Annotated in this window: 23 protein-coding genes; 13 read left to right on the top strand and 10 right to left on the bottom strand. The window is 64.4% G+C overall.

The annotated features are described in order from the left end of the window. Positions 1-18: 18 nt before the first annotated feature. Positions 19-1,263: an acyl-CoA dehydrogenase family protein gene (locus AB7535_RS32825; RefSeq protein ID WP_225048409.1), complete on the top strand. Its 1,245-nt coding sequence runs from the start codon at positions 19-21 to the stop codon at positions 1,261-1,263. Between the two features lie 56 nt (positions 1,264-1,319). Here the strand turns inward: AB7535_RS32825 and AB7535_RS32820 are convergent, their stop codons facing one another. Continuing rightward, positions 1,320-2,870, bottom strand: a complete 1,551-nt coding sequence (locus AB7535_RS32820) for a winged helix-turn-helix domain-containing tetratricopeptide repeat protein (protein ID WP_354113409.1) — start codon at positions 2,868-2,870, stop codon at positions 1,320-1,322. Positions 2,871-3,003: 133 nt separating this feature from the next. On the opposite strand from AB7535_RS32820, the gene mddA reads away from it, so the two are divergent. Then, the gene (mddA, locus tag AB7535_RS32815) at positions 3,004-3,792 is read left to right on the top strand and encodes a methanethiol S-methyltransferase (protein ID WP_063980801.1); all 789 of its coding nucleotides are present in this window, start codon (positions 3,004-3,006) and stop codon (positions 3,790-3,792) included. A gap of 206 nt (positions 3,793-3,998) precedes the next feature. Further along, positions 3,999-4,421, top strand: a complete 423-nt coding sequence (locus AB7535_RS32810) for a GFA family protein (protein WP_354113410.1) — start codon at positions 3,999-4,001, stop codon at positions 4,419-4,421. Positions 4,422-4,620: 199 nt separating this feature from the next. On the opposite strand, the gene AB7535_RS32805 is transcribed toward AB7535_RS32810, so the two are convergent. After that, on the bottom strand, positions 4,621-6,180 hold the full coding sequence (locus AB7535_RS32805) for a winged helix-turn-helix domain-containing protein (protein WP_063980802.1): 1,560 nt from the start codon (positions 6,178-6,180) through the stop codon (positions 4,621-4,623). Between the two features lie 492 nt (positions 6,181-6,672). On the opposite strand from AB7535_RS32805, the gene pcaB reads away from it, so the two are divergent. Further along, positions 6,673-8,034, top strand: a complete 1,362-nt coding sequence (gene pcaB / locus AB7535_RS32800; RefSeq protein ID WP_354113411.1) for a 3-carboxy-cis,cis-muconate cycloisomerase — start codon at positions 6,673-6,675, stop codon at positions 8,032-8,034. 112 nt (positions 8,035-8,146) lie between these two features. Further along, a complete protein-coding gene (locus tag AB7535_RS32795) occupies positions 8,147-9,403 on the top strand; it encodes an aminopeptidase (protein WP_354113412.1) in 1,257 nt (418 codons plus the stop codon). A 13-nt stretch (positions 9,404-9,416) separates the two neighbouring features. On the opposite strand, the gene AB7535_RS32790 is transcribed toward AB7535_RS32795, so the two are convergent. After that, positions 9,417-9,971 carry a hypothetical protein gene (locus AB7535_RS32790; RefSeq protein ID WP_354113413.1) on the bottom strand — a complete coding sequence of 185 codons (555 nt, stop codon included), beginning with the start codon at positions 9,969-9,971 and terminating at the stop codon, positions 9,417-9,419. 239 nt (positions 9,972-10,210) lie between these two features. Between AB7535_RS32790 and AB7535_RS32785 the strand changes: the two genes are divergently transcribed. Further along, positions 10,211-10,666, top strand: a complete 456-nt coding sequence (locus AB7535_RS32785; RefSeq protein WP_063980806.1) for a cupin domain-containing protein — start codon at positions 10,211-10,213, stop codon at positions 10,664-10,666. An 80-nt stretch (positions 10,667-10,746) separates the two neighbouring features. Here AB7535_RS32785 and AB7535_RS32780 read toward each other — a convergent pair whose 3' ends face one another. From AB7535_RS32780 to AB7535_RS32760, 5 genes are all read right to left on the bottom strand, one after another. After that, positions 10,747-11,799: an amidohydrolase family protein gene (locus AB7535_RS32780; RefSeq protein WP_354113414.1), complete on the bottom strand. Its 1,053-nt coding sequence runs from the start codon at positions 11,797-11,799 to the stop codon at positions 10,747-10,749. 112 nt (positions 11,800-11,911) lie between these two features. Continuing rightward, complete coding sequence (locus AB7535_RS32775) at positions 11,912-12,430, bottom strand: hypothetical protein (RefSeq protein WP_354113415.1); 519 nt, start codon at positions 12,428-12,430, stop codon at positions 11,912-11,914. Positions 12,431-12,495: 65 nt separating this feature from the next. Further along, on the bottom strand, positions 12,496-13,311 hold the full coding sequence (locus AB7535_RS32770; protein ID WP_354113416.1) for an MBL fold metallo-hydrolase: 816 nt from the start codon (positions 13,309-13,311) through the stop codon (positions 12,496-12,498). 105 nt (positions 13,312-13,416) lie between these two features. Further along, the gene (locus AB7535_RS32765) at positions 13,417-14,943 is read right to left on the bottom strand and encodes a permease (protein WP_354113417.1); all 1,527 of its coding nucleotides are present in this window, start codon (positions 14,941-14,943) and stop codon (positions 13,417-13,419) included. Continuing rightward, on the bottom strand, positions 14,940-15,689 hold the full coding sequence (locus AB7535_RS32760; RefSeq protein ID WP_085398864.1) for an ABC transporter ATP-binding protein: 750 nt from the start codon (positions 15,687-15,689) through the stop codon (positions 14,940-14,942). The genes AB7535_RS32765 and AB7535_RS32760 overlap by 4 nt, the downstream gene beginning before the upstream one ends. Positions 15,690-15,952: 263 nt before the next feature. On the opposite strand from AB7535_RS32760, the gene AB7535_RS32755 reads away from it, so the two are divergent. From AB7535_RS32755 to AB7535_RS32730, 6 genes are all read left to right on the top strand, one after another. Continuing rightward, positions 15,953-16,828 carry a branched-chain amino acid ABC transporter permease gene (locus AB7535_RS32755; protein WP_085398851.1) on the top strand — a complete coding sequence of 292 codons (876 nt, stop codon included), beginning with the start codon at positions 15,953-15,955 and terminating at the stop codon, positions 16,826-16,828. Between the two features lie 5 nt (positions 16,829-16,833). Further along, positions 16,834-17,985, top strand: coding sequence for a branched-chain amino acid ABC transporter permease (locus AB7535_RS32750; protein ID WP_354113418.1), 1,152 nt, complete (start codon positions 16,834-16,836; stop codon positions 17,983-17,985). Then, a complete protein-coding gene (locus AB7535_RS32745) occupies positions 17,982-18,740 on the top strand; it encodes an ABC transporter ATP-binding protein (RefSeq protein WP_071916857.1) in 759 nt (252 codons plus the stop codon). Before AB7535_RS32750 ends, AB7535_RS32745 begins: the two co-directional genes overlap by 4 nt. A 3-nt stretch (positions 18,741-18,743) precedes the next feature. Next, positions 18,744-19,532 carry an ABC transporter ATP-binding protein gene (locus AB7535_RS32740; protein ID WP_354113419.1) on the top strand — a complete coding sequence of 263 codons (789 nt, stop codon included), beginning with the start codon at positions 18,744-18,746 and terminating at the stop codon, positions 19,530-19,532. Positions 19,533-19,650: 118 nt separating this feature from the next. Beyond that, a complete protein-coding gene (locus AB7535_RS32735) occupies positions 19,651-21,489 on the top strand; it encodes an AMP-dependent synthetase/ligase (protein ID WP_439037459.1) in 1,839 nt (612 codons plus the stop codon). 81 nt (positions 21,490-21,570) lie between these two features. Further along, the gene (locus tag AB7535_RS32730; protein ID WP_354113421.1) at positions 21,571-22,770 is read left to right on the top strand and encodes an ABC transporter substrate-binding protein; all 1,200 of its coding nucleotides are present in this window, start codon (positions 21,571-21,573) and stop codon (positions 22,768-22,770) included. Positions 22,771-22,814: 44 nt separating this feature from the next. Here the strand turns inward: AB7535_RS32730 and AB7535_RS32725 are convergent, their stop codons facing one another. Further along, the gene (locus tag AB7535_RS32725) at positions 22,815-23,939 is read right to left on the bottom strand and encodes a lysozyme inhibitor LprI family protein (RefSeq protein ID WP_354113422.1); all 1,125 of its coding nucleotides are present in this window, start codon (positions 23,937-23,939) and stop codon (positions 22,815-22,817) included. A gap of 497 nt (positions 23,940-24,436) precedes the next feature. On the opposite strand from AB7535_RS32725, the gene AB7535_RS32720 reads away from it, so the two are divergent. Then, entirely contained in the window at positions 24,437-25,360 is a 924-nt protein-coding gene (locus AB7535_RS32720) for a helix-turn-helix domain-containing protein (RefSeq protein ID WP_439037458.1), read from the top strand. A gap of 12 nt (positions 25,361-25,372) precedes the next feature. On the opposite strand, the gene AB7535_RS32715 is transcribed toward AB7535_RS32720, so the two are convergent. Further along, positions 25,373-26,104, bottom strand: a complete 732-nt coding sequence (locus AB7535_RS32715; RefSeq protein WP_354113424.1) for a transglutaminase-like cysteine peptidase — start codon at positions 26,102-26,104, stop codon at positions 25,373-25,375. Between the last annotated feature and the right edge of the window lie 356 nt (positions 26,105-26,460).

The following is a 26,460-nucleotide window of genomic DNA, read 5'->3' as shown; positions in this document are numbered from 1 at the left end:
GAGCAAGGGAGATGTTCGATGGCGATTGATTTCACGCTTTCACCTGCGCAGCGCGCGTTGCAGCTTCAATCGCGAAAATTCGCGGCGGAGGTCTTGGCCGGCGCCGGCAAGGCGGAGTTGCTGGCGACGCCGGAAGAGCGCTTCCTCGCGACGAAGCCGACCTATGAGGCGATGGTCGCTGCCGGTTATCTGCGCAAATGCATTCCGGCGCCGGCGGGCGGCGACAATGCCGGACTCATCGACATGGCGATCTTGGCGGAAGAATTCTACGCCGTGAATCCGAGCGTGACGCTGACCATGCTCGGCACGGTGCTCGGTCTGCTGCCAATTCTGCTTGGTGGCACCGCGGAGCAATGCGCCCGCCTGCTTGCACCGTTCCTGGAGACGAGCGGCGCTCCGCTTGCGGGCTTCTGCTCCTCGGAACCCGGCGGCAGCGCCAATGCTGCCGCACCGCCGCCGGGCGAGGGCGTGCGCACCACCGCAAAACGCGAGCTCGGCAATTGGATCATCAACGGCCGCAAGAAATGGGTGTCGTCCGCCACCGGGTGGGATCGCAATGGCGCCGACGTGTTGTGCGTGGTGTGCCGGACCAATCCCGCCGCGCCACCAGAGCAGGGTGTCTCCATCATTGCGGTCGAAGGCCCGGTGCATGGCATCGTGTTCGAACGCGCTATTGATTCGATCGGCCACCGCGCTCACCTCGTGCCGGAATTCAGCCTGCGTGCCGTCACCGCGCCGCACGGCAATCTGCTCGGGCAGGAGGGGGGCGGCTTGATGCTGGCGTCCGCCGCCTTCACCGGCACGGCGGCGCTGGTCGGCATCTTCGGTGTCGCCCTGATGCGGGCCGCCTTCGACTTCGCATTGCATTTTGCCCGCACCGAGAAACGCGGCGGGGTACAGGCGATCATCGAGCATCAGGCGGTCGGCTATGCACTCGCCGATGCCAAGACCACTATCGAAGCCGCGCGCTACCTGAGCTGGCGGGCCTGCCATGCGCTCGATACGCAATCACCGGGCGCCGACGAGCTCGCGGTCCAGGCCAAGATCTTCGGCTCCGAAGCCGCGGTGCGGGTCATCACCGACCTGATGCGCGTGGTCGGCATCGACAGCTATGATCACGCGGCGCCGTTCGGCCGCTTGTTGCAGGACGCGTTGGCGCTGCCGATCTTCGACGGTGGCAACATGGGCGTTCGGCGGCGCCAGCTCCACGCGATGCTGATGCGGCCCGATTACGATCCACTGACCGCGTGCGGAGGAACCTGAGACGACGCGTCGTATCTGCATCCGCCCTTTGCCCATTTGCGGGGAGAGGGAGTTCTCTACCCCAACCCCGCACGCCGGAACCCCTCCAGATAGTGCTCGCGATCGGCGTCACTGGCCCAGGGCAGCTGCGTCGCGATCCAGTGCAGCGAGATGTTGGGCTGGGTACGGCGGAGTTCGCCCAGCGCCATCTCGGCCAGCGCGCAGTCGCCGGTCATGCCGGCGGACACCGCGAGCACGCGGTAGGCGCCGGTGAGGTCGCCGCGATGGCGGATCGCCTCGCGCGCCAGCGCGATCGCCTCGTCGTAATGCCGTTCGGTGAAGCGCGCATAGCCGGCAATGCCGTAATAGATCGCCAGCGACGGATCGCGCGGCGAGAGCCGGATCGCCCTCTGCGCCGCATCGAACGATTCCCCGGAACGACCGGCGTAGGACAGCGCCAGGGCGTAATAGCCCTGCGCCAGCGAGAAGTTCGGGTTGAGCGCGAGCGCCTGCTCGAACTCGGACAGCGCGTCGGAAAGCCTGCGCGTCGAGAAGAAGACGCTGCCGAGCGCGGCATGCGCCCAGGCATCCTCGTGGTCATGGCGCACCGCGGCGAGCGCGGCGGCCTCCGCGATCGGCACCGTCGTGGCAAGCTCCGCCCAGCCGAGATGGACGCCGAACATGTGGCTTGCCGCGAGCACCGACAGCGCCTGGCCGTAGTTCGAGTCGATCGAAATGGCGCGTTCGAGCAATGCCTGCGCAGCCTTGTGGTCCTGCTGCGTCACCCGCCAATAATGCGACAGCGCGCGCATCAGCAGGTCCCAGGCATCGAGGCTCGCGGGCGGCTTGCGGTCGGCGCGAAAATTCTCGGCCGCATGGATCTGCGGCTCGATCGCCGCGACGATCGCGTTGGTGATGTCGTCCTGCACGGCGAAGACGTCGACAAGCTCGCGGTCGTAGCGCTCGGCCCAGAGATGGCTGCCGGTGGTGGCGTCGTTGAGCTGCGCGGTGATGCGCACACGGTTGTCGACCTTGCGCACGCTGCCTTCGACGATGTAGCGGACGCCGAGCTCCTCGGCGATCTGCCTGATATGAACCGAGCGCCCCTTGTAGGTGAAGGACGAATTGCGGGCGATCACCATGAACCAGCGCTGCTTCGACAGCGCGGTGAGAATGTCCTCGCTGATCCCGTCGCCGAAATATTCCTGCGCGGGATCGCCGCTCATATTCTCGAAGGCGAGCACCGCGATCGCCGGGCGATCCGTCACGGCGCGCACCGGGGCAGGGCCGGGTTCCACCGGCGCAAGCGTCGCTGCCACATCTTCCCGGACTTCGCCGACGAAGCGAAAGCCCTTGCGCGGGATCGTCTTGATCAGCCGCTGCGTCGCGCCGTCGTCGCCAAGCGCCTTGCGCGCGGCATTGATTCGGCTGTTCAGGGCGGAATCCGAGACGATCCTGTCGCTCCAGATCTGGCTGATCAGGTCATCCTTGCTGACCACACGGGCGCGTTGCGCGACCAGATAAAGCAGCAGATCGAACACCTGCGGCTGCAGCGGCACGGCTGCGCCGCTGCACGTCAGTTCCCGCAGGTCGCCGTCGAGCACGTTGTTTTCAAAGAGAAATCGCACGTTTCTGTCGTCTCAAGCAAAAATCAAAGTGGTCTCAGGCGAAAATCAACCGTCCGTGAAAGTCAGGGGGTGTCCGATCCGGCATGGTGCGAACACTAAACAGTGCCGATGCCTCGGCACAACGGAGCGTTCTATGACCCAACTTGATCACCAGCTTCATTCCATCGGCCCGGAGGTTGCGGGCTCACGCATTTTCAAATTCATCGGCTTTCTGTACGGAATTGCGGCATATCTCGTGTTTTTCGTCACCATTCTCTACGCCATCGGCTTCGTCATGGGGCTGGTGGTGCCGAAGACCATCGACACCGGAACCGACACGCCGACGGCCGAAGCCGTCATCATCAATCTACTGCTGATGACGCTGTTCGCCGTTCAGCACAGCGTGATGGCGCGCAAGCAGTTCAAGGCGTGGTGGACGCAGTTCGTCCCCAAGCCGGTCGAGCGCTCGACCTACGTGCTGTTCGCGAGCCTGTCATTGCTGCTCCTGTTCTGGCAGTGGCGTCCGATGCCTGCGGTCGTATGGGATGTCGGAAACCCGGATCTCGCCGTGACGCTGGTCACGCTGTCCCTCGCGGGCTGGGTGCTGGTGTTCGCCTCGACCTTCATCATCAATCACTTCGAATTGTTCGGGTTGCACCAGGTGACCAACCATCTCGTGGGCAATGAGGCGGCACCGCCGCGCTTCAAGACGCCGTTGTTCTACAAGTTCGTTCGTCATCCGATCTATCTCGGCTTCATCATCGCGTTCTGGGCGGCGCCGGTCATGACAGCCGGCCATCTGCTGTTCGCGGCCGTGACCACGCTCTACATCTTCGTCGGCATCGCGCTGGAGGAGCACGACCTCGTCGATCTCTTCGGAGACGAATACCGGCAGTACAAACAACGGGTGTCGATGCTTATTCCCTGGCGCAGATCGGTATAGCCGTAGCATCTTTCCGCCGCGTCCACCGAAAGGAGGACGCGCGGCGGAACCGAAGCGCGTAACGGACGTTGCCGGCCTCCAGCCTTCAACGTCCCTCGGGGTGTTCCCTCCGCTCCGACGCCTCTCCCCGCATCCGCCTTTGCCGGTTTATCGGCGAGCCGGAGCGGGGAGAGGAATTTCAATCTTCATCCAACGGAGACGACCCAATGAAACATGTCGGAAACTGCTTCTGTGGCGCGGTCACGATCGAGGTCACGGGCGAGCCGGCGGCGATGGGCTATTGCCATTGCCGCTCCTGCCGCTCGTGGTCGGGCGGCCCGGTGAATGCCTTCAGCCTGTGGAAGCCGGAAGCCGTGCGCATCACCGAAGGCGCCCAGAACGTCGAGACCTTTGCCAAGACGCCGCTCAGCCAGCGCAAATATTGCAAGAAGTGCGGCGGTCATCTCATGACCAACCACCCGCCGCTCGACCTGATCGACGTCTTCACCGCCACCATCCCCACGCTCGGATTCACGCCCGGCGTCCACGTCAACTACGCCGAGACGGTGCTGCCGATGCGCGACGGCCTGCCGAAACTGAAGGACTTTCCGGCGGAGTTCGGCGGCAGCGGCGAGATGATGCAGGAGTAGAGGCGCTCTTACCCTCCCCTGGAGGGGGAGGGTCGATCGCGCGAAGCGCGAGCGGGGTGGGGTGATCTCTCACACAGGCAGTCTTCGTTGTGGAGAGACCGTCACCCCACCCCGTCTCTCACCTTCGCAGCGCTCAGATACGAGCCGACCCACGGGCGAGCTACGCTCGTCCCTCCCCCTCCAGGAGGGTGAGCAGGGTCTACCTCATCCCCGCGCGCCGAAACCCCTGCAGATAGTGCTCGCGATCCTCTGCCCGCCGCATCGGCAGCTCGCGCGTGAGCCAGGCCAGCGAGATGCCGGGCTGGGTGCGTTGCAGGCCCCGCAGCGCGTACGCCGCGAGCTGAGGATCGCCCAACATGCCGGCGGCGGCCGTCAGCACGCGATGGGCGCCGACGAAATCGGCGCGCTGCCGCATCGATTCCCGCGCCATCTGCACGGCGCCCTCATAGTTGCGGCCGATGAACTGGGCATAGGCGGCTACGCCGCAATAGATCGCCGCGAGCGGATCGCGCGGGCTCAGCCGCAGCGCGCGGCGTGCGGCGGCATCGCCGTCTCGCCATCTCCCCGCGTAGCACAGCGTCACGCCGTAGAAAGCGTGCGCCATCGCAAAATTCGGATTGAGTTGCAGCGTCAGCTCGAACTCAGCCAGCGCGTCGTCGAAGCGGCGGCGGAACAAATAAGTGTAAGCCAGACCGTGATGGGCCCAGGCGTCCTCGCGATCGGCTTCCACCGCCGCGAGCGCCGCGCGTTCGGCGACCGGCACGGTCATGGCCATGTCGGCCCAGCCCATATGCGCGCCGAAGATATGGCTGGTCGCGAGCAGGCCCAGCGCCTTGCCATAGGCGGGATCGATCGCGGTCGCCTGTTCCAGCAGTCCTTGCGCGGCGGCGTTGTCCTCGCGCGTGATGCGCCAGTAATGCGACAGCGCACGCATCACGAGGTCCCAGGCGTCGAGGCTGCCCGGTGGCTTCTGCTGGGCACGAAAGCTTTCGGCGGTATAGAGCTGCGGCTCGATCGCGGCGACGATCGCCTCGGTGATCTCGTCCTGCACGGCGAAGATGTCGGCAAGCTCGCGGTCGTAACGCTCGGCCCAGAGATGGCTGCCGGTCGAGACGTCGTTGAGCTGCGCCGAGATGCGCAGGCGATCGCCGCTGCGCCGCACGCTGCCTTCGAGCACATAGCGTACGCCGAGCTCGCGCGCGACTTCGTGCATGTGAACGGCGCGGCCCTTGTAGACGAAGGAAGAGTTGCGGGCGACGACGAAGAACCAGCGCAGCTTCGACAGCGCCGTGATGATGTCCTCGCTGATGCCGTCGGAGAAATAGTCCTGCTCGCGGTCGCCGCTCATATTGGTGAAGGGCAGCACGGCGATCGCGGGACGGTCGGGCAGCGCGAGCGCCGCCTGCGGCGCCTGGGCGACACGGCCCGGCTCCGGCAAGGCCGCGCCGCGCTGCGTCTGGACGGCGCCGACGAAACGAAAGCCCTTGCGCGCGATGGTGCGGATCAGCGCCTGGTTGGCTCCGCTGTCGCCGATCGCCTTGCGCGCCGCGTTGATCCGGCTGGTCAGGGTGGATTCGGAGACGCTGCGCCCGTGCCAGATCTTGTCGATCAGCTCATCCTTGCTGACCACCCGGTCGCGGTTCTCCATGAGGTGGACGACGAGGTCGAAGACCTGCGGCTCCACGGCCACGGGAACCTGCTCGCGGCTCAGCTCGCGCCGGTCGGTGTCGAGAAGGTGGTCCCGGAACATAAACTGCACGTCGAAAACTCAACCCTCGCAATGACATCAGGCAATGATGAAATCAGAATGGATTTCGACTCTAAGACTGTGAGTCCGCTGAGCGGCCTGCCGGGTTCACCACGATCGCGTGATGGCTGCTATGCCGTTTTCGGATAGGAATGCAACTTGAATGAGAATGTGGCGGGTCTGGTGGACTGTCGCGGGCTGCGCACATAGCCCGATCTTGCCGCGCGCACAATTTATCCCCGTTCCCCTGAAGTGGCCGCCTTGTCACGGCCGTCGAAGGGCGACGGCCCGGCTGCATCGCGGCCGCTCATCATTTCGAGGCGCTTCGTGCGCCGCCGCGCGTCGCACGCTTCGCATCTCAGGATGGCGGGGGTGATGGAGCGATGCGCCGTCGTAATGTCGTCGTACGGCATCGAATGGGTGGCGAGCCATGAATGTCCATTGCCGAACAGCGCGGCCCGCGTAAGCTGCTCTCACACAAACGCAAACCATAAAGAAACGCCCATGCCCGCTTTTCCCGCCTCGACGACCGTGCTCGATTCCATGCTGTTCCGCGACGCCTTCGGCACGCCCGAGATGCGCGAGGTGTTTTCCGATGTCGCGCTGGTGGCGCGCTATGCCGAGGTCGAGGTGGCGCTGGCGAAGGCGGAGGCGAAGTGCGGCGTGATCCCGCAGGAAGCCGCCGACCAGATCGCGGCGCTGACCGACGTCGCCGCATTCGATTTCGATCTGCTGCGACAGGAGACCGACATCGTCGGCTATCCGATCCTGCCGCTGGTTCATCAGATGGTGAAGCAGTGCGGCGAGGCCGGCCGCTATGTGCATTGGGGCGCGACCACGCAGGACATCATGGATACCGCGGTGGTGCTGCAATTGCGCGCCGCGCTCGGGATCGTCGAGCGCGACATCGCCGAGCTGCGAAACATCCTCGCGGACCTCTCGAAGCGCTACCGCGACACGCCGATGGCCGGGCGTACCCATCTCCAGCAGGCGCTGCCGGTGACGTTCGGCTACAAGACCGCGATCTGGCTCGCGATGTTCGACCGCCACGCCGAGCGGCTCGTGCAATTGAAGCCGCGCGTGCTGGTCGGACAGTTCGCCGGCGCCGCCGGAACGCTGGCCTCGCTCGGCGGCAAGGGGTTCGAGGTGCAGGAGGCGCTCTGCGCCGAGCTCGGGCTCGGCGTTCCCGCCTCGACCTGGCACGTCGCGCGCGACGGCTTTGCCGAGGCCGTGAACTTCCTCGCGCTCGTCACAGGCTCACTCGGCAAGATCGCGCTCGACATCATGATCATGGCCTCGACCGAGTTCGCCGAGGTCTACGAGCCTTTCGTCAAGGGCCGCGGCGCCTCCTCGACCATGCCGCAGAAGCGCAACCCGATTTCCTCGGAGCTGATGCTCGCGGCGTCCAAGGCGGTGCGCCAGCATGCCAGTCTGATGCTGGATGCGATGGTGCAGGATTTCGAGCGCGCCACCGGGCCCTGGCATGCCGAATGGATGGCGATCCCGGAAAGCTTCGTGCTGACCGCCGGCGCGCTGCACCAGGCGAAGTTTGCGCTAGCAGGCCTCATCGTCGATGAAAGGAAGATGAACGACAATCTCGCCATCAGCCGCGGCCTGATCGTGGCCGAAGCGGTCATGATGGGGCTGGCGCCGCAGATCGGGCGGCAGGAGGCGCATGACGTGGTCTATGATGCCTGCCGGCTCGCCAATGAGAAGGGTCTGACATTGGCGGACGCGCTCTCGTCCGACGCCCGCGTCTCCGTCAGGATCGACCGTGCCACGATCGAAGCGCTGACTTCACCGAAAAATTACCTCGGCCTTGCGCCTGCCATGGTCGACCGGGTGCTGAAATCGGCAACGCGTTGAAAACCAAAATGCGCGAAACTCCGTATCTCTCCGTGTCGCAAGGCGCTCGCGCACTTGCGCCTTGCGATGCTAGACTTAGATTGAACGAGAGAGCTTCGGCAGAGGACCCCGCATGATTAATCACCGCAATTCCGCCGTTCCCATCGATCCCGTGAAACTCGACCGGCTGGCCGAGGTGGCGGTGAAGGTGGGTCTGGGCTTGCGGCCGGGACAGGATCTGCTCTTGACGGCGCCCGCGATCGCGCTGCCGCTGGTGCGGCGGATCGCCGTGCACGCCTACAAGGCCGGCGCCGGTATCGTGACGCCGATCCTGTCGGATGAGGAGATGACGCTGGCGCGCTACCGCCACGGCCAGGACAACAGCTTCGATCGTGCCGCCAACTGGCTCTATGAGGGCATGGCCAAGGCGTTCTCCGACAACACCGCGCGGCTCGCCATCGTCGGCGATAATCCGATGCTGCTGTCCAGCGAAGATCCTTCCAAGGTGGCGCGCGCCAGCAAGGCCAATTCGATAGCCTATCAGCCGGCGCTGGAAAAAATCGTCAATTTCGACACCAACTGGAACATCATCGCCTATCCGAGCCCGTCATGGGCCAAGCAGGTCTTCCCTGATGATCCCGAGGACGTTGCGATCGGCAAGCTGGCAGACGCGATCTTCGCGGCGTCCCGAGTCGACCGCGAGGATGCGATGGGCAATTGGGCGAGCCACAATGCGGTTCTGCGCGAGCGCACCAACTGGCTCAACGGCCAGCGTTTTCGCGCGCTGCAATATTCAGGTCCCGGGATCGACCTCTCCATCGGGCTTGCCGACGGACATGAATGGGAGGGCGGCGCCTCGCTGTCCAAGAACGGCATCAGTTGCAACGCCAATATCCCGACCGAAGAGGTTTTCACCACGCCGCATTGCCGGCGCGTCTTTGGCCATGTCGTGAGCTCGAAGCCGCTGTCCTACCAGGGCACGCTGATCGACAACATCGCGGTGCGCTTCGAGGACGGCAGGATCGTCGACGCAAAGGCCTCGCGCGGCGCGGAGGTGCTGAACAAGGTGCTCGACACCGACGAAGGCGCGCGGCGTCTCGGCGAGGTGGCGCTGGTGCCGCATTCCTCACCGATCTCGCAGAGCGGGCTGTTGTTCTACAACACGCTGTTCGACGAGAACGCGGCCTCGCACATCGCGCTCGGCCAGTGCTATTCGAAATGCTTCGTCAACGGCGCGCAACTGACGCCGCAGCAGATCGCCGCGCAAGGCGGCAACCAGAGCCTGATCCATATCGACTGGATGATCGGTTCTGCCGAGACCGACATCGACGGCATTCTCGCCGACGGCAGCAAGGTGCCGGTGTTCCGCAAGGGCGAGTGGGCGAAGTAGTCCGTTCGTGCTCTCACGCCGCCGCGTTCCGCAGCATCCGGTTGTTGTCGATGCTGAAGCGGTTGAACAGCGTCGTGAACGGGCTGCCGTCGGTGGCCCGCACGATGGCGTCGGACGTGGCGACCGCCTCGTAAAGCGCACCGATGGGATCGTCCGCGTCGGGCAGGTCGAGGGCGCCGCGAATTTCCTCGCGGGCCGCGTTGACGTCGTCCTCCTGGTCGAGTGTCGCCTCCAGCGCATCCGCCGCGCGCCGCATCTCCGCGAGGTCGCCGCCGGCGGAGAATTTGAGGATGTCCAGCCAGTAGGGGTGGGCGACAACGAGCTGGATGAAGGCCTCGAACGTGCCGGCGATGATTCCTGCGCGGCCCTCCGATGAGACGTAGAGCACATTCCGCGACGGCAGCAGCACGAAGGTGCCGCCGCAGCCGTCGCTGCCGATCTGCCGGGGGTTTTCGACGCCATCGATGGTGAACCAGGGCTCCTCTTCGGCTGCGAAGGAAACATCGAGGCTGCCGAGCCAGGCGACGACCTCGCCTTGGGCTGTCAGAACCTCCGGGGTGAGGGGCATCGGTGCGGACTCCTTCGATGGTCACTTTCGCGCACTTTGTCGCACCCCGGAAAAGATGGGTTCATGTGCGCGAATTTGCAGGCAAATTCCGACGTTAACCTCGTCGCACCTGCAACTTGCGGCTGATTGTCGGCGCCTGCGTAAGAAAGAATTAAAAACCGGCTACTAGCGTTCCAACATCTTTGGAAACAATCCGGGCCCAGACCCGGTCATACATATTTTATTCCCTGGGGAAGCAGATGTCGCCGTCATTAATTGAAATCAGTAGTTGCAATGTGGATCTCGAGCTGCGGCCGATCGAGCCGTCCTGGATTATCGAAGGCAATCCGGTGTCGCGCTCGCACATCCTGTCAACCAGCGCCGACGGCACCGCCTCGACCATCATCTGGCACTGCACCGAAGGGCGCTTCAACTGGTATTACGACATCGACGAGACGATCATGATCATGGAAGGATCGATCGTGCTCGAAAGCGACGGCATGCCGCCGAAGCGCTACGGCCCGGGCGACGTCATTTTCTTTCGCGACGGCGCGCATGCCAAATGGCATGTCGAAGGCCATGTCAAGAAGATCGCCTTCTGCCGCAAGACCAATCCCGTGATGATCGGATTCCTGATCCGCGTCGTCAACAAGCTCAAGCGGATGTTCGTCTCCGCCGGCGAGCGCCGCCCCGCCTCGCTGTTGGGGGCTGGCTAGAGTTCAACCATTTTCAAGGACGCTTCCCAGCGGCCACGACGGAAGAGGGGCCGGGACCAACATCCCGGCCCCTCTTCTCGTCATGACGGCAGTTCGAGCCGGTAGACATCGCTCGCCGTCTGCGAGAACAGCGCCGTCTTCTCGGCCTCGCTCAGGGGCGCGGCGATACGCTTGAACGCGTTGAAGATCACCTGGTAGCTGCACTGGCCCTTGTCCGGCGGGAAATTGCTCTCGAACATCGCGCGCTTGGGGCCGAACGCCTCGATGCAGGTCTCGACATAGGGCCGCCAGGCCGCGGCAAGCTCCTCCGATGACGGGGGCTTCGCGCGCAGATGGAAGTCATAGCCGAGCAGGCACATCGCGAGCCCGCCGAGTTTCACCGAGACGTTCTCGCACTTCGCGATCTCCTGGATCGAGGCGCGCCATTGCGGAAACACCTCTTCGCGCCGCCCGGCAAAGCGACCGACGCCGGCCGGGCCGCCGCAATGGTCGAGCACGATTTTGGTGTCGGGAAAGGCGCGCGCGAGTTCGGTCAGTTCGCCGATCTGCGGGTGAAACAGCCAGGCATCGAAGCTCAGATTCAGCGGTGCGAGGCAGGCAAAGCCTTTGCGGAAAGTCGGATCCCGCAACAACCCCTTCGGCCGGTTGGCATACATGCCGGCGACGACAGGGTCTTCGTCCCAGGCCGAGGAATGCCTGATGCCGCGGAAGCGGCCGTTGCCCGCCGCGATCTCGGCTTCCAGCACCGGCTTGGCGGCATCGCCCAGCAGCAGGTTCACGTGGCTGACGATGCCGGCGCAGATCGCGGCCGTGCCGTAGCCGCCGCTTGCGCTCATGGCGGCGACGCCGTTGGCGAACTCGACTTCGCCGACCGGCCGGAATGCCTCGGGCCCGTGCGCGCGATACATCGAACGGCAGTCGACATAGACGGTGGCGATGATGTTGTGCCCGGATGCGATATCGGCCGCCATCTCCTCGATCAGATAGCGCTGCCCGCGATTCCAGAGATGGTGATGAGGATCGACGATCGGCCGCAAGGGATCGATGATCTCCTCCTGATATTGCGCGAGCCAGTCCTCGCGCGGCTCGACGAATAGCCCGCTCGTGTTGGCGGGCACACCGCTTGCAGCCATCGGCATTCGCTCCCTTATGTTTTTTGTGGGGGGAGCCTAGCACCTCGTCTTCGCATCCAGCTGCGCGTGCTGCGCAACCGCACCCGTCATCGCAAGCACAGCGGCGCCGTCGCTAGCCCTTGCGCCGCTTCGCTCTCACATCGACCACAAGCCGCCAATCGGCGGCTGCCGGCTTCACTTCGCCGAGCCAATGGAAGGAATCATCGGTAATCTCTGTGAAACTCCAGCGTGTCAGGTCGCCCGCATCGGTCGTGCCTTCCTGCACGATGTCCGCGCCGCGCGGACGACCGATCTGCTGGCGGAACACGCTACGACCGGGATCGAACCAGGAAATCCGCCATGCGGAAATGGAGGGGTCGTAAACGCGCAATGTCGTGCCGTACCAATTGCCGGCGATCGGAAATGCCGGCGCAGCCGCTGGGCGAGGGATGATCCAGACATCCTGAACGGCGCGTCCTTCCAGCACCCAGCCGAAATGGATTTCGCCGGGCGCCGTGTGCTTGGTTCCATCGGGGCTATGAGCGGTGATCCCGGCATCCCAGTCACCGACGAAGCGGCCGTAGAGCTGGAGCGCCGCCGCGTGCTCGGGGTTCGGTCCGTCCGCGTGCAAAAGTCTGGCAAAGTCGGTCATGTCGATCTCCTGTCGCGAGGAGATCAGCACGACCGAACGGCAATCGACTTGGAGAAAATTGCGCGTCAGACGCCGTCGAGGATGATCACTGTCGGCGTCGTCGGCAGCGCGTCCCGCGACATCCGGAAGGAGCGCTCGCTGCGCCGGTCGATCTCGAACTGCCGGCCGATGAGGTGCATGAACTCGTCGAGCGGGGTGGCGAAGCGATGCATCGGCAGCACCACAGAGGCGCGCAGCCGCTTGGTGATCTCGGAGACGCCGTCGAGCGACATGGTGTAGGTGCCGTCGATCGGCACCATTACGATGTCGAGCCGCCCGATCTGGGCGAAATGGGTTTCGTCGAGCTTGTGGTGGAGATGGCCGAGATGGCCGATGCAGAGGCCGGCGACCTCGAAGATGAAGATCGAATTGCCGTCGCGGATCATATCGGTGCCGGAATCGTCACCGAAATAGCGGCGGATGTCGGTTGTGACGTTGCGGATGAAGGTGTCGCCGATGCGCTCCGACACGACGGCCGGCTTGCCGTCCTCGCCCCAGCCATGCAGCACATGGGGAATGCGCTTGTCGGGAAGTAAAGAGTAGTGGGTGCTGTGCGCCCGGTTCATGGTGACGACATCGGGCAGACGTCCGACCTGGTAGGCGCCGCTGTAGTCGGTCGCGATGCGCAGGCCGCCGGGCGTGTCGATGAAATAGGTGGAATGGCCGGCATAGGTGATCTGGACTTCAGCCGAGCCTGCGGCCTGCCGGAATGCGGCCGGCATTGCGCGGGGCATGGCGTTTGCCATCGCCAGGCATTCGCTCCGCTGAGGTGGCTGCTGAGCGAGAGCAGGAGAGAGGAATGCGCCGAACAGCGCCAGAGCCGCTGAAACCAGTCGCCGCATGAATCCGTCCCCGATGACTTCGGAAGAAGTCTAGCGTGCAATGCAGCGCGTGGCCAATAGGCCGCGATCAACAGCGCGTCAGTGTCGCAGCCCTACTCACGGCGTTTAGTTGCGCCTTGGGCTGAACTTCCAGGTGATGGCGATGAGGCTGGCGGTGATCAGGCCGCTGATGAGGCCGGCGATGGGAAGGGCGAGCAGCAGCGCCGCGCTGGCGGCCCAGCCGATCGAGGAGAAGGCTTCGGCGAAGGTCGCGAGCCGCGACGAGGTCTGGCGGCGGCGGAATTGGCTGCGCCGGGCCTGCACCCGGAACCAGAGCTGGATCGCAGTCGCGGACGCCGCGCTGATGATGACAGCGCCGGCACTGACCGCGGCTTGGAACGGCGAGGCGAAGGCGAGTGCTGCGACCAGCGGGCAGAAGATGGCGGCGATGGCGATCAGCACCACCTCGATCTTGGCGCGGATGACGCTGGACGGCGTCAGCGGCGCGGTCGCGACCAGGTCGGGCGCGTCCTCGCCCGAGATCGTCAGCCAGGCGAGCCCGCCCGCGAGCTGTCCCGCCGCCATCACGATGACGGGTGTGATCAGCGTCAGCGCCGCGGAGCTGTCGGCAAAGTTGCGCCAGAGCAGCAGCGCCGGCGGCACCAAATAGAGCAGCTGCATCAGCGTCTGCGAGATCAGCCAGGGATCGCGCCAGAGCAGCGAAAATTCCTTGCGCCGCAGCGCCTGTTGCCGCGATCCGCCGCGGAACGGGCGCTGCTTCGCGGCCTTGCTGCCGGAGGCGCCGTAAGCGGCGGCATCGATTGCGGTATCGGCAAAGCGGTGCGAGAAGACCGCCATCACGCTGCCGAGCAGCACGAGCCCGAGCGCGAGGAGCAGCAGCAGCGCCTCGCTGTCGCCCATGGCCGCCCGCGCCGGCCACCACCAGATGCTGTCGACGTCGGGCGCGTAGGCGGCGAAGCTGCCCGAGGTCAGGATGGTGAAGCGCGACAGCGTGCCATAGGACATGATCGCGGCGACCTGGAGCGCGATCACGAAGCCGGCGCCGATCATCGCGGCGAGGACCTGGGCGACGAAGCGCGTGCGCGCCGGGCCGATCAGGCGGAACAGCAGGATAGTGATGGCGATCGCAATCGCCGCGGCCGAGAGGCCCATGGCGACGACGACGCCGAACGCCGCAAGCCAGCGCGCGCCGCCGCCGATCACCAGCACGTCGATGAACGGCGTCGAGAACAGCAGCGCCATCACGGTGACGGCCAGTGCGATCGCGGCGATGCGCACCGAGAACAGATTGGCCAGCATCGCGGGCGAGGACATGATCAGGTCGAGATCGGCGCGGGCGTAAAACACCCGCGTCACCGATTCGATCGCCTGCGACAGCATCAGCGTCCAGGCGAGAAAGATCGTCGCCGAGATCACGATCAGCGAGGATTTGTCGAGCGGCAGCTGCAGGTCGGCGAAGCGGCCGATCACCGCCCAGGCCGGCACGTGCAGCAGTGCCGCGAAGAACAGCAGGCCGATCATCGCGGCGCGCGCCCGCTTGCGCCGCCCGCCGGTCATCATGGCGAACCATTCGCGCCAGGCGAGCCGGAGCTCGTGGCGGGCAAACCAGGAGAGCGCGGTTGCCGAGCTCATGCGGCTTCCGGAAGCGTCACCAGCGCGATGAAGAGATCTTCCAGGCTGGTGTCGGCATGGCCGTTCTGCTGGCGCAGCTCGGTCAGCGTGCCCTCGGCGACCAGACGGCCCGAGGCGATCACGCCGATGCGGTCGGCCATGCGTTCGGCCACCTCGAGAATATGCGTGGTCATGATGACCGTGCAGCCGGCGCGGACGCGCTCGCTCAGCAGCCCCTTCACGTGGCGGGCGGAAACGGCGTCGAGGCCGGTCAGCGGTTCGTCGAGGATGATGAGGCGGGGATCGTGCACCAGCGCGCCGGCGAGAGCGACCTTCTGGCGCATGCCCTTGGAAAAGCCTTCGCAGCGTTCGTGCCGGTGCGGCTCGAGCCCGAGCGAGGTCAGGAGGTCCTGCGCGACCGGTTCCGAGACCGACGGCGCGATGCCCCAGAGCCCGGCGACGAATTCGAGGTACTCAAGCGGCGTCAGCTTGTCGTAGATCATGGGCTCATCGGACACCCACGCCATCACCTGCTTGGCGGCGACGGGATTTGCGAGCGCATCGATGCCGAAGATCGTGACCGCGCCGGCATCGGGCCGCAACAGGCCCGCAACCATGCGCAAAGTGGTGGTCTTGCCGGCGCCGTTGGGGCCGACCAGCGCATAGAATTCGCCGGCGTGAATAGTGAGATCGAGGCTGTCGACCGCCAGACGGTCAAAACGCTTCGTTAACCCCAGGACTTCCAGCGCCGATCTGTCCGGCTTCATGACGGCCATACCATCCGGTTTTGCATCGCTCGCGACCATGATCCCAAGATGTTTCGGCACCGTGAATCTACGGCCCACAAATTCCGCCATCCGGTTGCTACTAATGGCAAGTCACCGTTTGTTGACAGCGCTGGACGGTTCAGGCTGAATTGGCGTCGGGACAAATGGCGCTAACGCGGCGAAACGACCGCGTAGCGACTGGACACAAGATGCAGCAAGGCGGTCGCGAAGAGCCGCCGGTTGTATCGGGAGGAAGCGCGGCGATGCTGGATTTCGTTCAGCAGCTGGTCAGCGGTGTTGCGCTCGGCTGCGTCTACGGCCTGATCGCGCTCGGCTTCGTGCTCGTCTACAAGGCCACCGAGGTCGTCAATTTCGCCCAGGGCGATTTGATGATGCTGGGCGGCTTCTTCGCCTTCACCTTCATCGGCATGATGGGACTGAACTACTGGATCGGCTTTGCCGGTGCGGTGGCTGCCATGGCGTTGTTCGGCATGCTGGCAGAGCGCGTGGTGGTGCGGCCGATCCTCGGCTATCCGCAATTCTCCATCATCATGGCCACCATCGGCCTCGGCTATTTCTTGCGCTCGGTCGCCGGGATGATCTGGGGCACCGACGATCTGAAGATCGAGACGCCGTTCAGCCATGGCGTGCTGCGCGTCGGCTCGCTGGTGCTGGCCTATGACAAGCTCTCGGTGATCGCCGCGACGATGATCCTGTGCGCGCTGCTCTGGCTGTTCTTCAACAGGACCACGCTCGGCACCGCGATGCGCGCCAGTTCCGAGAATATGCTGGCGGCCTATTACATGGGCATCCCGGTCAAGCGCGTAGTGTCGGTGGTCTGGGCGATCAGCGCGGCGGTCGCGACCTGCGCCGGCGTGCTGCTGGCGCCGATCACGTTCATCCATTCCAATGTCGGCCTCGTGCTCGGCCTCAAGGCGTTTCCCGCCGCAGTCCTCGGCGGCTTCGGCTCGATCCCCGGCGCGGTCGTCGGCGGCGTGCTGATCGGCGTGATCGAGAGCATGGCCGGCTTCTATCTGGCGGAGGGCTGGAAGGACGTCGCGCCCTATCTCGTGCTGCTCGCCGTGCTCTTGCTCAAGCCTGAAGGCCTGTTCGGCCTTCACGTCCGCAAGAAGGTCTGAACGCCATGCGCTTCCTGTTCAAGACCGACTATGAGGACGACATCAAGCTGTTCCCGCATTCGGGCTACGTCGTCTCCTACGGCATCCTGCTCACGCTGCTGCTGATCGCGCCCTATGTGCTCTCCAGCTATTTGATGAGCCAGCTCGTCTTCGTCTGCATCTACGCGACGGTCGGCGTCGGCCTCCTGATCCTGACCGGCTTTACCGGGCAAGCCTCGCTGGGCCACGCCGCGTTCCTCGCGATCGGCGCTTACACGGCGGCATACTTGCAGAAATACAACGTGCCGTTCCCGGTCTATTTCCTCGCTGCCGGTGCCCTGACCGGGTTGATCGGCGCGATGGTCGGCTTTCCCGCCCTGCGCCTGACCGGCATCTACCTCGTCATCGCCACCATCTCCTTTGCCCTGATCGTCGAGGAGATCCTGGCGCGCTGGGAGAGCGTCACTAACGGCAACGAGGGCATGCGGGTCAAGACCCTGTCGCTGCTCGGCGTCACCGTCCCGCGCGACAGCCCGACCTTCTATTTCCTCTGCCTTGCCGTGCTGGTGTTGACCATCGTCGGCACGCTCAATCTGCTGCGCTCGCCGACGGGGCGCGCCTTCGTCGCGATCCGCGACAGCGAGACCGCGGCGCGCAGCATGGGCGTCAACGTCGCGCTGTACAAGGTGAAGTCCTTTGCGATCTCGGCGGCGATCACCGGCTTTGCCGGCGTGCTGTTCGCGCACAAGCTCTCCTTCATCTCGCCGGAGATGTTCACGCTCCAGCTCTCGATCGAGTTCATCATCGTGATCCTGATCGGCGGCACCTTCAGCCTGCACGGCGCGGTGTTGGGCGCGATCTTCATCGTGATGATCGACCCGTTCCTGACCTATCTGAAGGACGACTTGCCCGGCATCATCGCCGGCATCGCCGCGACGTTCGGGGCGGGCCCGGCGACTGCGGGCAATATCCAGTCCAAGGTCGCGGCATTCGCCTCGCTCAACGGATTGAAGGGCGCGATCTACGGCATCATCATCGTGCTGTTCGTGCTGTTCGAGCCGCTCGGGCTCTACGGCCGCTGGCTCAAGATCAAGCTCTTCTTCCAGCTGTTTCCGCTCTACAAGCGCGCCACCTTCAAGCGGCAGAAGATCTACGTGAAGTCGGAGCGCAACCGATGAGCTATTTTCGCGCGGAGAACCTGTCGCTGCATTTCGGAGGGCTGAAGGCGGTCGATGCGGTATCCTTCGCGGTCGAGAAGGGCGAGATCCTCTCGATCATCGGGCCGAACGGTGCCGGCAAGAGCTCGATCTTCAACCTGATCTCGCGGATCTACCGGCCGACCACGGGCCGCATCTTCTTCGAAGACCAGGACATCACCGAGCAGCCGCCCTACGACATCGCCAGGCTCGGCATCGCCCGCACCTTCCAGAACATCGAGCTGTTCGAGAACGCGACCGTGCTCTCCAACCTCCTGGTCGGCCGCCACCGTCACTCGACCACCCAGCTCTGGCAGGAACTGCTGTTCCTGCCCAGCGTGCGGGCGAACGAGAAGGTGCATCGCCGCAGGGTCGAGCAGGTGATCGAGTTCCTCGATCTCGAGCCCTATCGCGACAAACTGATCTCCGGCCTGCCCTACGGCGTGCGCAAGGTGATCGAGCTGGCGCGCGCACTTTGCTCGGAGCCGAAACTGATCCTGCTCGACGAGCCGTCCTCCGGCCTCAACGTCGAAGAGACCGGCGACATGTCTTTCTGGATCCGCGACATGAAGAACGAACTCGGCGTCACCGTGCTGATGGTCGAACACGACATGTCGCTGGTCAACCGCGTCTCCGATCGCGTCATCGCGCTGAACTATGGCCGGGTGCTGGCGATGGGCTCGCCCGCCGAGGTGCAGCAGCATCCCGATGTCGTCGCCGCGTATCTGGGAGCCTGACGCATGGATGCCGCCGTCACGCCCGACATCATCCTGAAACTCTCCAACATCGAGAGCTATTACGGGCCGATCATGGCGATCCGCGGCATCTCGCTGGAGGTGCCGCGCGGCCGCATCGTCACCCTGCTCGGCGCCAACGGCGCCGGCAAGACCACGGTGCTGAAGACGATCTCGGGCATTCTGGATCCGCAGAAGGGCACGATCGAATTCATGGGCAAGTCGATCCAGCGCATGGAGGCGGACCGGATCGTGCGGCTCGGCCTCAGTCATGTGCCGGAGGGGCGCGAGGTGTTCCCGTTCCTCTCCGTGCGCGAGAACCTGATGATGGGGGCGTATCCGCGCCGGGATCGTGATGGCGTCGCGGAGGATCTGGAGCGCGTCTACGGCTATTTCCCGCGTCTGAAGGAGCGCATCAACCAGCCGGCCGGCCAGCTTTCCGGCGGCGAGCAGCAGATGCTCGCGATCGGGCGTGCGCTGATGAACCGGCCGACTTTGCTGCTGCTCGACGAGCCCTCGCTCGGCCTGTCGCCGCTGCTGGTGAAGGAGATTTTCACCATCATCCGCCGCGTCAACGAGGAGCAGGGCATGTCGATCCTGCTGGTCGAGCAGAACGCCAGGGTGGCGCTGGAGACGGCGCATTATGGCTACGTGCTGGAGATCGGCCGCGTCGTGATGAACGACACCTGCGACCGCTTGATGCATTCCCAGGACATCCAGGAATTCTACCTTGGCGCCAAGGAGGCGGGAGCGCGAGGCGAGCGGCGCTGGAAAAAGAAGAAGACCTGGCGCTGAAGATTTGGCGCTGAAGACCTGGCGCTAGGCGAAGGCGTTAAATGGATTGGCCCATCCGCAACAACAGACCGCCGGCAAGGCAGGCAGCGGAGGGGAGAGCGACAAGGAGGAGACGCGCATGGCCCGACCGGCGGTGCTGACGATCGCTGATACGATCGCGAAGAGCTTCTTGCGCGCCGCCGAGACGCGGGGCGACAGGCCGGCTATTCGCGAGAAGAAATTCGGCATCTGGCAGCCGACCAGCTGGCGCGAGTGGCTGGAGATCTCGAAGGAGATCGCCTACGCGCTTCGCGCCTCCGGCTTTCTGCCCGGCGACGTCGCCTCCGTCATCGCCAATGCCGTGCCGGAATGGGTTCATGCCGACATGGGGATTTTGTGCGCCGGCGGCGTTTCCTCTGGAATCTATCCGACCGACGCATCGTCCCAGGTCGAATACCTGGTCAACGATTCCCGGACCAAGGTGATCTTCGCCGAGGACGAGGAGCAGCTCGACAAGGTGCTCGCCTGCCGCGCGCGCTGTCCGTCCCTGCAAAAGATCATCGTGTTCGACATGGAGGGCCTCAGCGGCTTCTTCGACGACATGGTGATGTCGCTCGACGAGTTCCGCGCGCTCGGCCGCAACCACATGGTCGGCCGCGAGGCGCTGTGGCAGGAGATGATCGACAGCCGCAGCGCGGACGACCTTGTCATCCTCGTCTACACCTCGGGCACCACCGGCCCGCCCAAGGGCGCGATGCACGCGAACCGCAGCGTCACGCACCAGATGCGGCACGCCAACGATTTCATCTCGGCGCGGGAGGACGAAGACCGGCTGATCTTCCTTCCGCTCTGCCACGTCGCCGAGCGGGTCGCCGGCTACTACATCTCGGTCGCACTCGGTTCGGTGATGAATTTCGCCGAGAGCCCGGAGACGGTGCCGGACAATCTGCGCGAGGTGCAGCCGACCGTCTTCTTTGCGGTGCCTCGCATCTGGGAGAAGTTCTATTCCGCGATCACCATCGCGCTGAAGGACGCGACGCCGCTGCAGCAATGGGTCTATCGCCGCGCCATCAAGGTCGGCTATCGCATGGTCGATTGCCGGATCGAGGGCAGGGCGCCGCCGCTCTCGCTGCGCATCGCCAACGGCATCGCCTACCGGCTCGCGTTCCGCAACATCCGCCGCATGATCGGGCTCGACCGCTGCCGCATCGCGTTCACCGGCGCTGCGCCGATCGCGCCGGAGCTGATCCGCTGGTATCTCGCGCTCGGCATCGACGTGCACGAGGTCTATGGCCAGACCGAGAATTGCGGCGTCGCGACCATGATGCCGGCGGATCGCATCAAGCTCGGCTCGGTCGGCACCGCCGTGTCCTGGGGCGAGGTGGCGCTGTCGCCCGATGGCGAGATCCTGATCAAGGGCGACTTCCTGTTCATGGGCTATCTGAATCAGCCCGAGAAGACCGCCGAGACCATAGACCATCGCGGCTGGCTGCACACCGGCGACGTCGGCACCATCGACAACGAAGGTTTTGTCCGCATCACCGACCGGATGAAGGACATCATCATCACCTCTGGCGGAAAGAACGTCACGCCGTCCGAGATCGAGAACCAGCTCAAATTCTCGCCCTACATCTCGGATGCCGTGGTGATCGGCGACAAGCGGCCTTATCTCACCTGCCTCGTGATGATCGACCAGGAGAATGTCGAGAAATTCGCCCAGGACCACGACATCCCCTTCACCAATTATGTGAGCCTGTGCCGCGCGGCGGAGATCCGGGACCTGATCTGGCGCGAGATCGAAGGCGTCAACGGCAATTTCGCCCGCGTCGAGACCATCAAGAGATTTTACCTGATCGAGCGCCAGCTGACCCCGGAGGACGAGGAGCTGACGCCGACCATGAAGCTGAAGCGCGGCTTCGTGAACAAGCGTTACGCTGCCGAGATCGAGGCGATGTATCGCCAGCGCGCGGTGGCGTGACGAGCCTGCCAGTTCGAGAAAGCGAAGGAGCTGTGGCCCCCGCCCTTCGCACCATACGGGCCCAAAGGAGAGGAGACGTCAATGTCGAAATCGTTCAGCACGCTCGGCCTTGCTGTGAGCGCCGTGGTGCTCACCTGTCTGCCGGCCGCGGCGCAAACCAAGGTCACCAACGATGGCATCTCGGCATCCGAGGTCGTCATCGGCACCCACCAGGACCTGTCGGGGCCGATCAAGGGCTGGGGCGTCCCGGTCTCCAACGGCATGAAGATGGCAGTCGAGGAGATCAACGCGGCGGGCGGTGTCCAGGGCCGCAAGATCAAGCTGGTCGTCGAGGACTCGGGCTACGATCCGAAGAAAGCGGTGCTGGCTTCGCAAAAGCTGATCGAGCGCGACAAGATTTTCGCGATGGTGGGACCAATGGGATCGCCGACCGTGCTCGCTGCGCAGGATATCTTGCTCGACGCCGGCGTGCTTCAGCTCTTCCCGCTGACGGCGGCCGAGTTCACCTTCAAGTTCGATCCGGCCAAGCCGCAGGAGCGGCTGAAGTTCAACAACCTCCTGCCTTATGTCGAGAGCACGCGCGCAGCGCTCAAATACATGATAGAGGCAAAGAATTTCAAGAAGCCGTGCATCCTGCATCAGGACGACGAGTACGGCAAAAACGTGCTCGACGGCTTCAACCAGCAGCTCACCGCCATGAAGCTGCAGCCGGCCTCGATCACGAGCTACAAGCGCGGCGCCTCCGATTTCAGCGCGCAGGTCGCCAAGATGAAGTCCGACGGTTGCGACCTCGTCGTGCTCGGCGCGGTCCTCCGTGAGCCGATCGGCACGATGGGTGAAGCGAAGAAGCTCGGATGGGACGTCACCTTCCTCGGCGCCACGCCCGTTAACGTGCTCGAAGTGCCGGCGCTCGGCAAGGAAGTGGTGGAAGGCTTGTATTCCGCCTCGAACTTCGAAATTCCCTACGAAGACACCGCGAAGGGAAAGGTGAAGGACTGGCTCGTCAATTACAAGAAGATGTTCAACGCCGACGCCAACACCCAGGCGATCATCGGCTACAATGCGGTGATGACGTTCGCGCATTATGCCAACAAGGCCGGCAAGGATCTCACTGGCCCGAAGATGCTCGACGCGCTGGAGTCCGGCGACAAGTTCCAGGATATCTTTAATTCGCCGCCGACGGTGTTCTCGAAGACCAACCATCTCGCCACCACCGTCACCCAGGTGCAGCAGGTGAAGAACGGCCGCTGGGTGCTGGTGAAGGACAATCTGATGTTTTGATCTCTCCGCTTTCACCCTCCCCCTCCAGGGGAGGGTAAGAGCCCCTACGATCCCCCGCCCGCCGTCCCCGAATTCACCGGCGCGAGCTCGTCTTCCCGGCAGCGCCAGCCGTCGGCGGCTTTCACGAAAGCAAACGTCCGCTGGATTCTCAGGCGGCGCGTGACGTTGAAGGCCTCGCCGGATCGCTCCTTGTTGCCGACGCCGGGCTGCGGACGGCCCGTCCTGGGGTCCCAGCAGGTGCCGGTGCAGGTGGAAGCGACCTTGCTGCACATGGTGAAGGGCGCCAGCACGACCATCTCGATCTCGCCCGTGACCTGCGCCTCCTGGTCGGTCACCTGGCTGTCGAGCGCGTAGACGCGGTTGATGCGGAGGAAATTGCCGCATGAATTGGCGGCGTGAATCCGCGCGGCGCAGAAATCGACGGCGTCGGTGTCGGGCGAGCGCGCCGCGACCTGCCGGCCGAACACTTTCTTCGGATCGCCCTTGGCGGCGGCGATCTCCTCGGTCTTGCGCTTCAGATGCTCGGCGAGACAATCTTCCGCGGACGCAAGCTCGGCAAGCGGCACGTTCTCCTTGCCGACGAGATTGCACTTGCGATCGCGCTCCCTCGTCCATCGGCCGTATTCGGCGAAGGCAAAGCGGGCCGCGGTCGGGTCCAGCCTGCCGATCAGGCCCAGCACCTGGCTGTTGAGCTCGGTTTCGGTGAGCGCCAGCGACGGGTCCGCGCAGATCAGCGCGCCCGCGGCCGTGTTGGCCGCGAGACAATCGAAATCCGGATCACGCACGATTGCGGCGCGCTCTTCGGTGACCTTGAGAAGGCACGCCTTCACGCGGTCGAAATCGTCGGCGCGGATCGCGGTCTGGCCGACGATGCCGCAGCCGAGGTTGCGCTGTCGGATCCAGATCGCATTTTCCTCGATCGCGGGCAGGCGATCGGGCAGGCGGGCGAGCCGCGCCTCGATCGCCGTGCCGAGCTTCTCGGCGGCGGCGGCCAGCTCGGCGTCACCGCAGAACAATTGATTGCCGGGATCGCGGATCTGCTGGCAGTTGTTTCGGGCAAATAGCGGCAGCCTGTCGGCGATGGAGCGGTCGGATGGGCCCGATTGCGCGGAGCCTGGTGCCGCCGGCAATACCAGCAGCGCAAGCACAGACAGCACGATGAACCGCATTCCAGTCGCCCCCGCAAAGGCGCCATGCTAGCGCCCCGGATCGCGCGGCGAAACGGCTTTGTGGCGTGACGGTTTACGCGAGACCCGTAGCCCGGATGGAGCCAACGGGTCGGCGCAAAGCGCCGCCCGATGACAGGCTCCGCGTAATCCGGGGCCGGTGCTAGTGGTTAGGGTGCGTACTCATAAAGTCGGTTGCTGCGAGTCGGCCACCTGATGTCTGCCTCTCCCCCAACGGCGGCGCGGGAGCGGACATCGCGGCACTTCGCCTTCGGGCGGAAGAACATAAACCAGCTGGTCATTGGCCGAGCTGCCGCGGAACCTGCGAAACCTTGCCCTGCGGCACCATGGTCCCGCACTATCCGAGAATGCAGGTCGATCTGAACGCGCGTTTCGTCTAAACTTGCAGCAGGGTCACTTTGGGAAGAGACCCCAGATCCGTATTCCTGAGAACGCCTCGAACGCTCAAACCAGACCCTCTCAACGGCGAGAACAGGTCCATGAGCAAACCTCGCTTGCGAGATATTTCGCAGAATCCAGACACTTCCCAGTTGCCGATCGGCGAGTGTCCCGATGCGGAAATGACGCGCGTACTCAAGACGAAGCCCGTTCAAATGGCATCATCGTCCTGCGGCGCGATCACATTTCGGAAGCATGATCCGCTGCACGACGTCGTCAAGCCCATGGACGATCACGTCATCATGACGTTCCCCGCCGGGTCGGTGCGGTTCGAGCGCCGTAACGGGAAAGCATTTGTGAATGGAATGACGCGTCCCGGGACCGTGACGGTCATTCCGGCCGGTTCGAGCTCACGATGGGACATTTACCAACCTCTGAATGTCGTTCAGCTCTACCTGCCGCACGCAACGCTCCAGCGCGTTGCCCACGAAGCCGACGCGGCCGCTCCTGGTGATCTCGTGGAGCGAACGGTCCATCCCGACCCCGTTACATCCCGATTGCTCCTGAGTGCTGCGGATGTGCTGGAAGGCAGCGCGGCCTTGGATGCCCTGTTCAGGCATCAGATGACTGATCTTCTGGCGACGCGCCTGCTGGTTGCCCACGCAGGTTCGCCTGTAACGGTCCAGCCGGTCACCGGCGGGTTGTCGCCCAAGGTGCTGTGTCGCGCCATCGAACGCTTGCGTTCGGACAGCAATGCGGACGTCTCGCTCGCGGCGCTGGCATCCGATGCCGGCCTTTCGCGCTTCCATTTCTGCCGCGCCTTCAAGGGAAGCACCGGGCTGTCGCCGTATGCCTGGCTACGCCAGCACCAGCTCGAGCAGGCCATGAACATGCTGCGCGACACCGACGACTCGATCGTGTCGATCGCAGCCGCGCTTGGTTATTCCTCGCAGACCGCCTTCGCTGCGGCATTCAGGAAGCTGACCGGCGAGACCCCGAGCGGTTGGCGGCGACGCACGCGGTGAACATCTTCTTCGTCAGTGCGCCTCGGGCGCGGCCATCGACAACCGCACGGGTTCGTCGACATATTTCATCACGGCGGACTGGTAGAGCACGAACAGCGGCTGGTAGGTCTGCGCCGCGTCGTCCTCGACCATCGCCATGCGGCGGTTGTCGAGCATCAGCCAGTGGCCGTCGAGCCTTGCTGCGGCGACCGCATGCTCTTCGCCGGCCCTGACGTCACGCACCACGACGATGCGGAGGTCCTCATTGGCAACGCCGGCAAGCCGCAGCGCGGCCAGCTTGGCGATGGCATAGTCTTCGCAATCGCCAGCGCCCCGCGCGAAGGTCGCGAGCGGCGAGCTCCAGACATCGTCGGCGCCGTCATTGGCGGCCCGGATGGCAAGATTGATGGCGCGATTGGTCTCGCCCAGCTTCGCGCGGCCGTCACGGCTGCGGGCCTGGTCGACGATGGTGATCAGTTTGAGCGCCGCCGGCGATGCGCAATTGTCCCGGTCGCCGTCGCACAGCGCGAGCTGCACCATGTCGTCGTCGAGCTTCTGCTTCAGCGCGAACCATTTCTGCTGGAGGCTGCCGGACGAGATGGCGAAGGCGAACACGCCGAACGGCTCGGCGGATTTGCGCACGAGGACGCCGGCTCCAGGCGACAGCAGCGTGCCGGCGCGGAGCTCGGCGGCCGATCCAAGCAGGATCAATCCGCACAGCACAAGGACAGCGCGCCAGGCGCGCGAGCGAGCAGCGGTCTCCATCTAACATCCCCTTCCGGCTTCGCCAGGTCCCCCTCGACCTGTACGTGCCGGGCTTTGTTGCTTTCGCGGAGATAGTGCGAGACGGGCCGTTTTGTTCTGCTTAACGCGCCCGGCAGGGGTCCCAAAACCGTGGGACAGGCTGAAACGGGCCTGTGCAAATTGCGTAAAATTTTACGATTCGCCGGCTAGGAGGGCTCCGTCGCCGCGAAATGGAACCAATTGCAGGGAGAAGTTGCGGGAGGGCTGATTCTACCGCTTATGGCTAACAGCCCGCTATTTCACGGGTTCTGTTAGTTGGGTCACAGATTTTGACCCGTATTTGCCGCAGGATGCTGCGGGGAACTACGAACAAAAGA

This window comes from Bradyrhizobium sp. 956_D2_N1_4, from assembly GCF_052076025.1.
In the GTDB taxonomy this organism is placed as follows: domain Bacteria; phylum Pseudomonadota; class Alphaproteobacteria; order Rhizobiales; family Xanthobacteraceae; genus Bradyrhizobium; species Bradyrhizobium barranii.
Note: the sequence above shows the minus strand (reverse complement) of the source record. Positions and strands in the feature narration are given on the sequence as shown.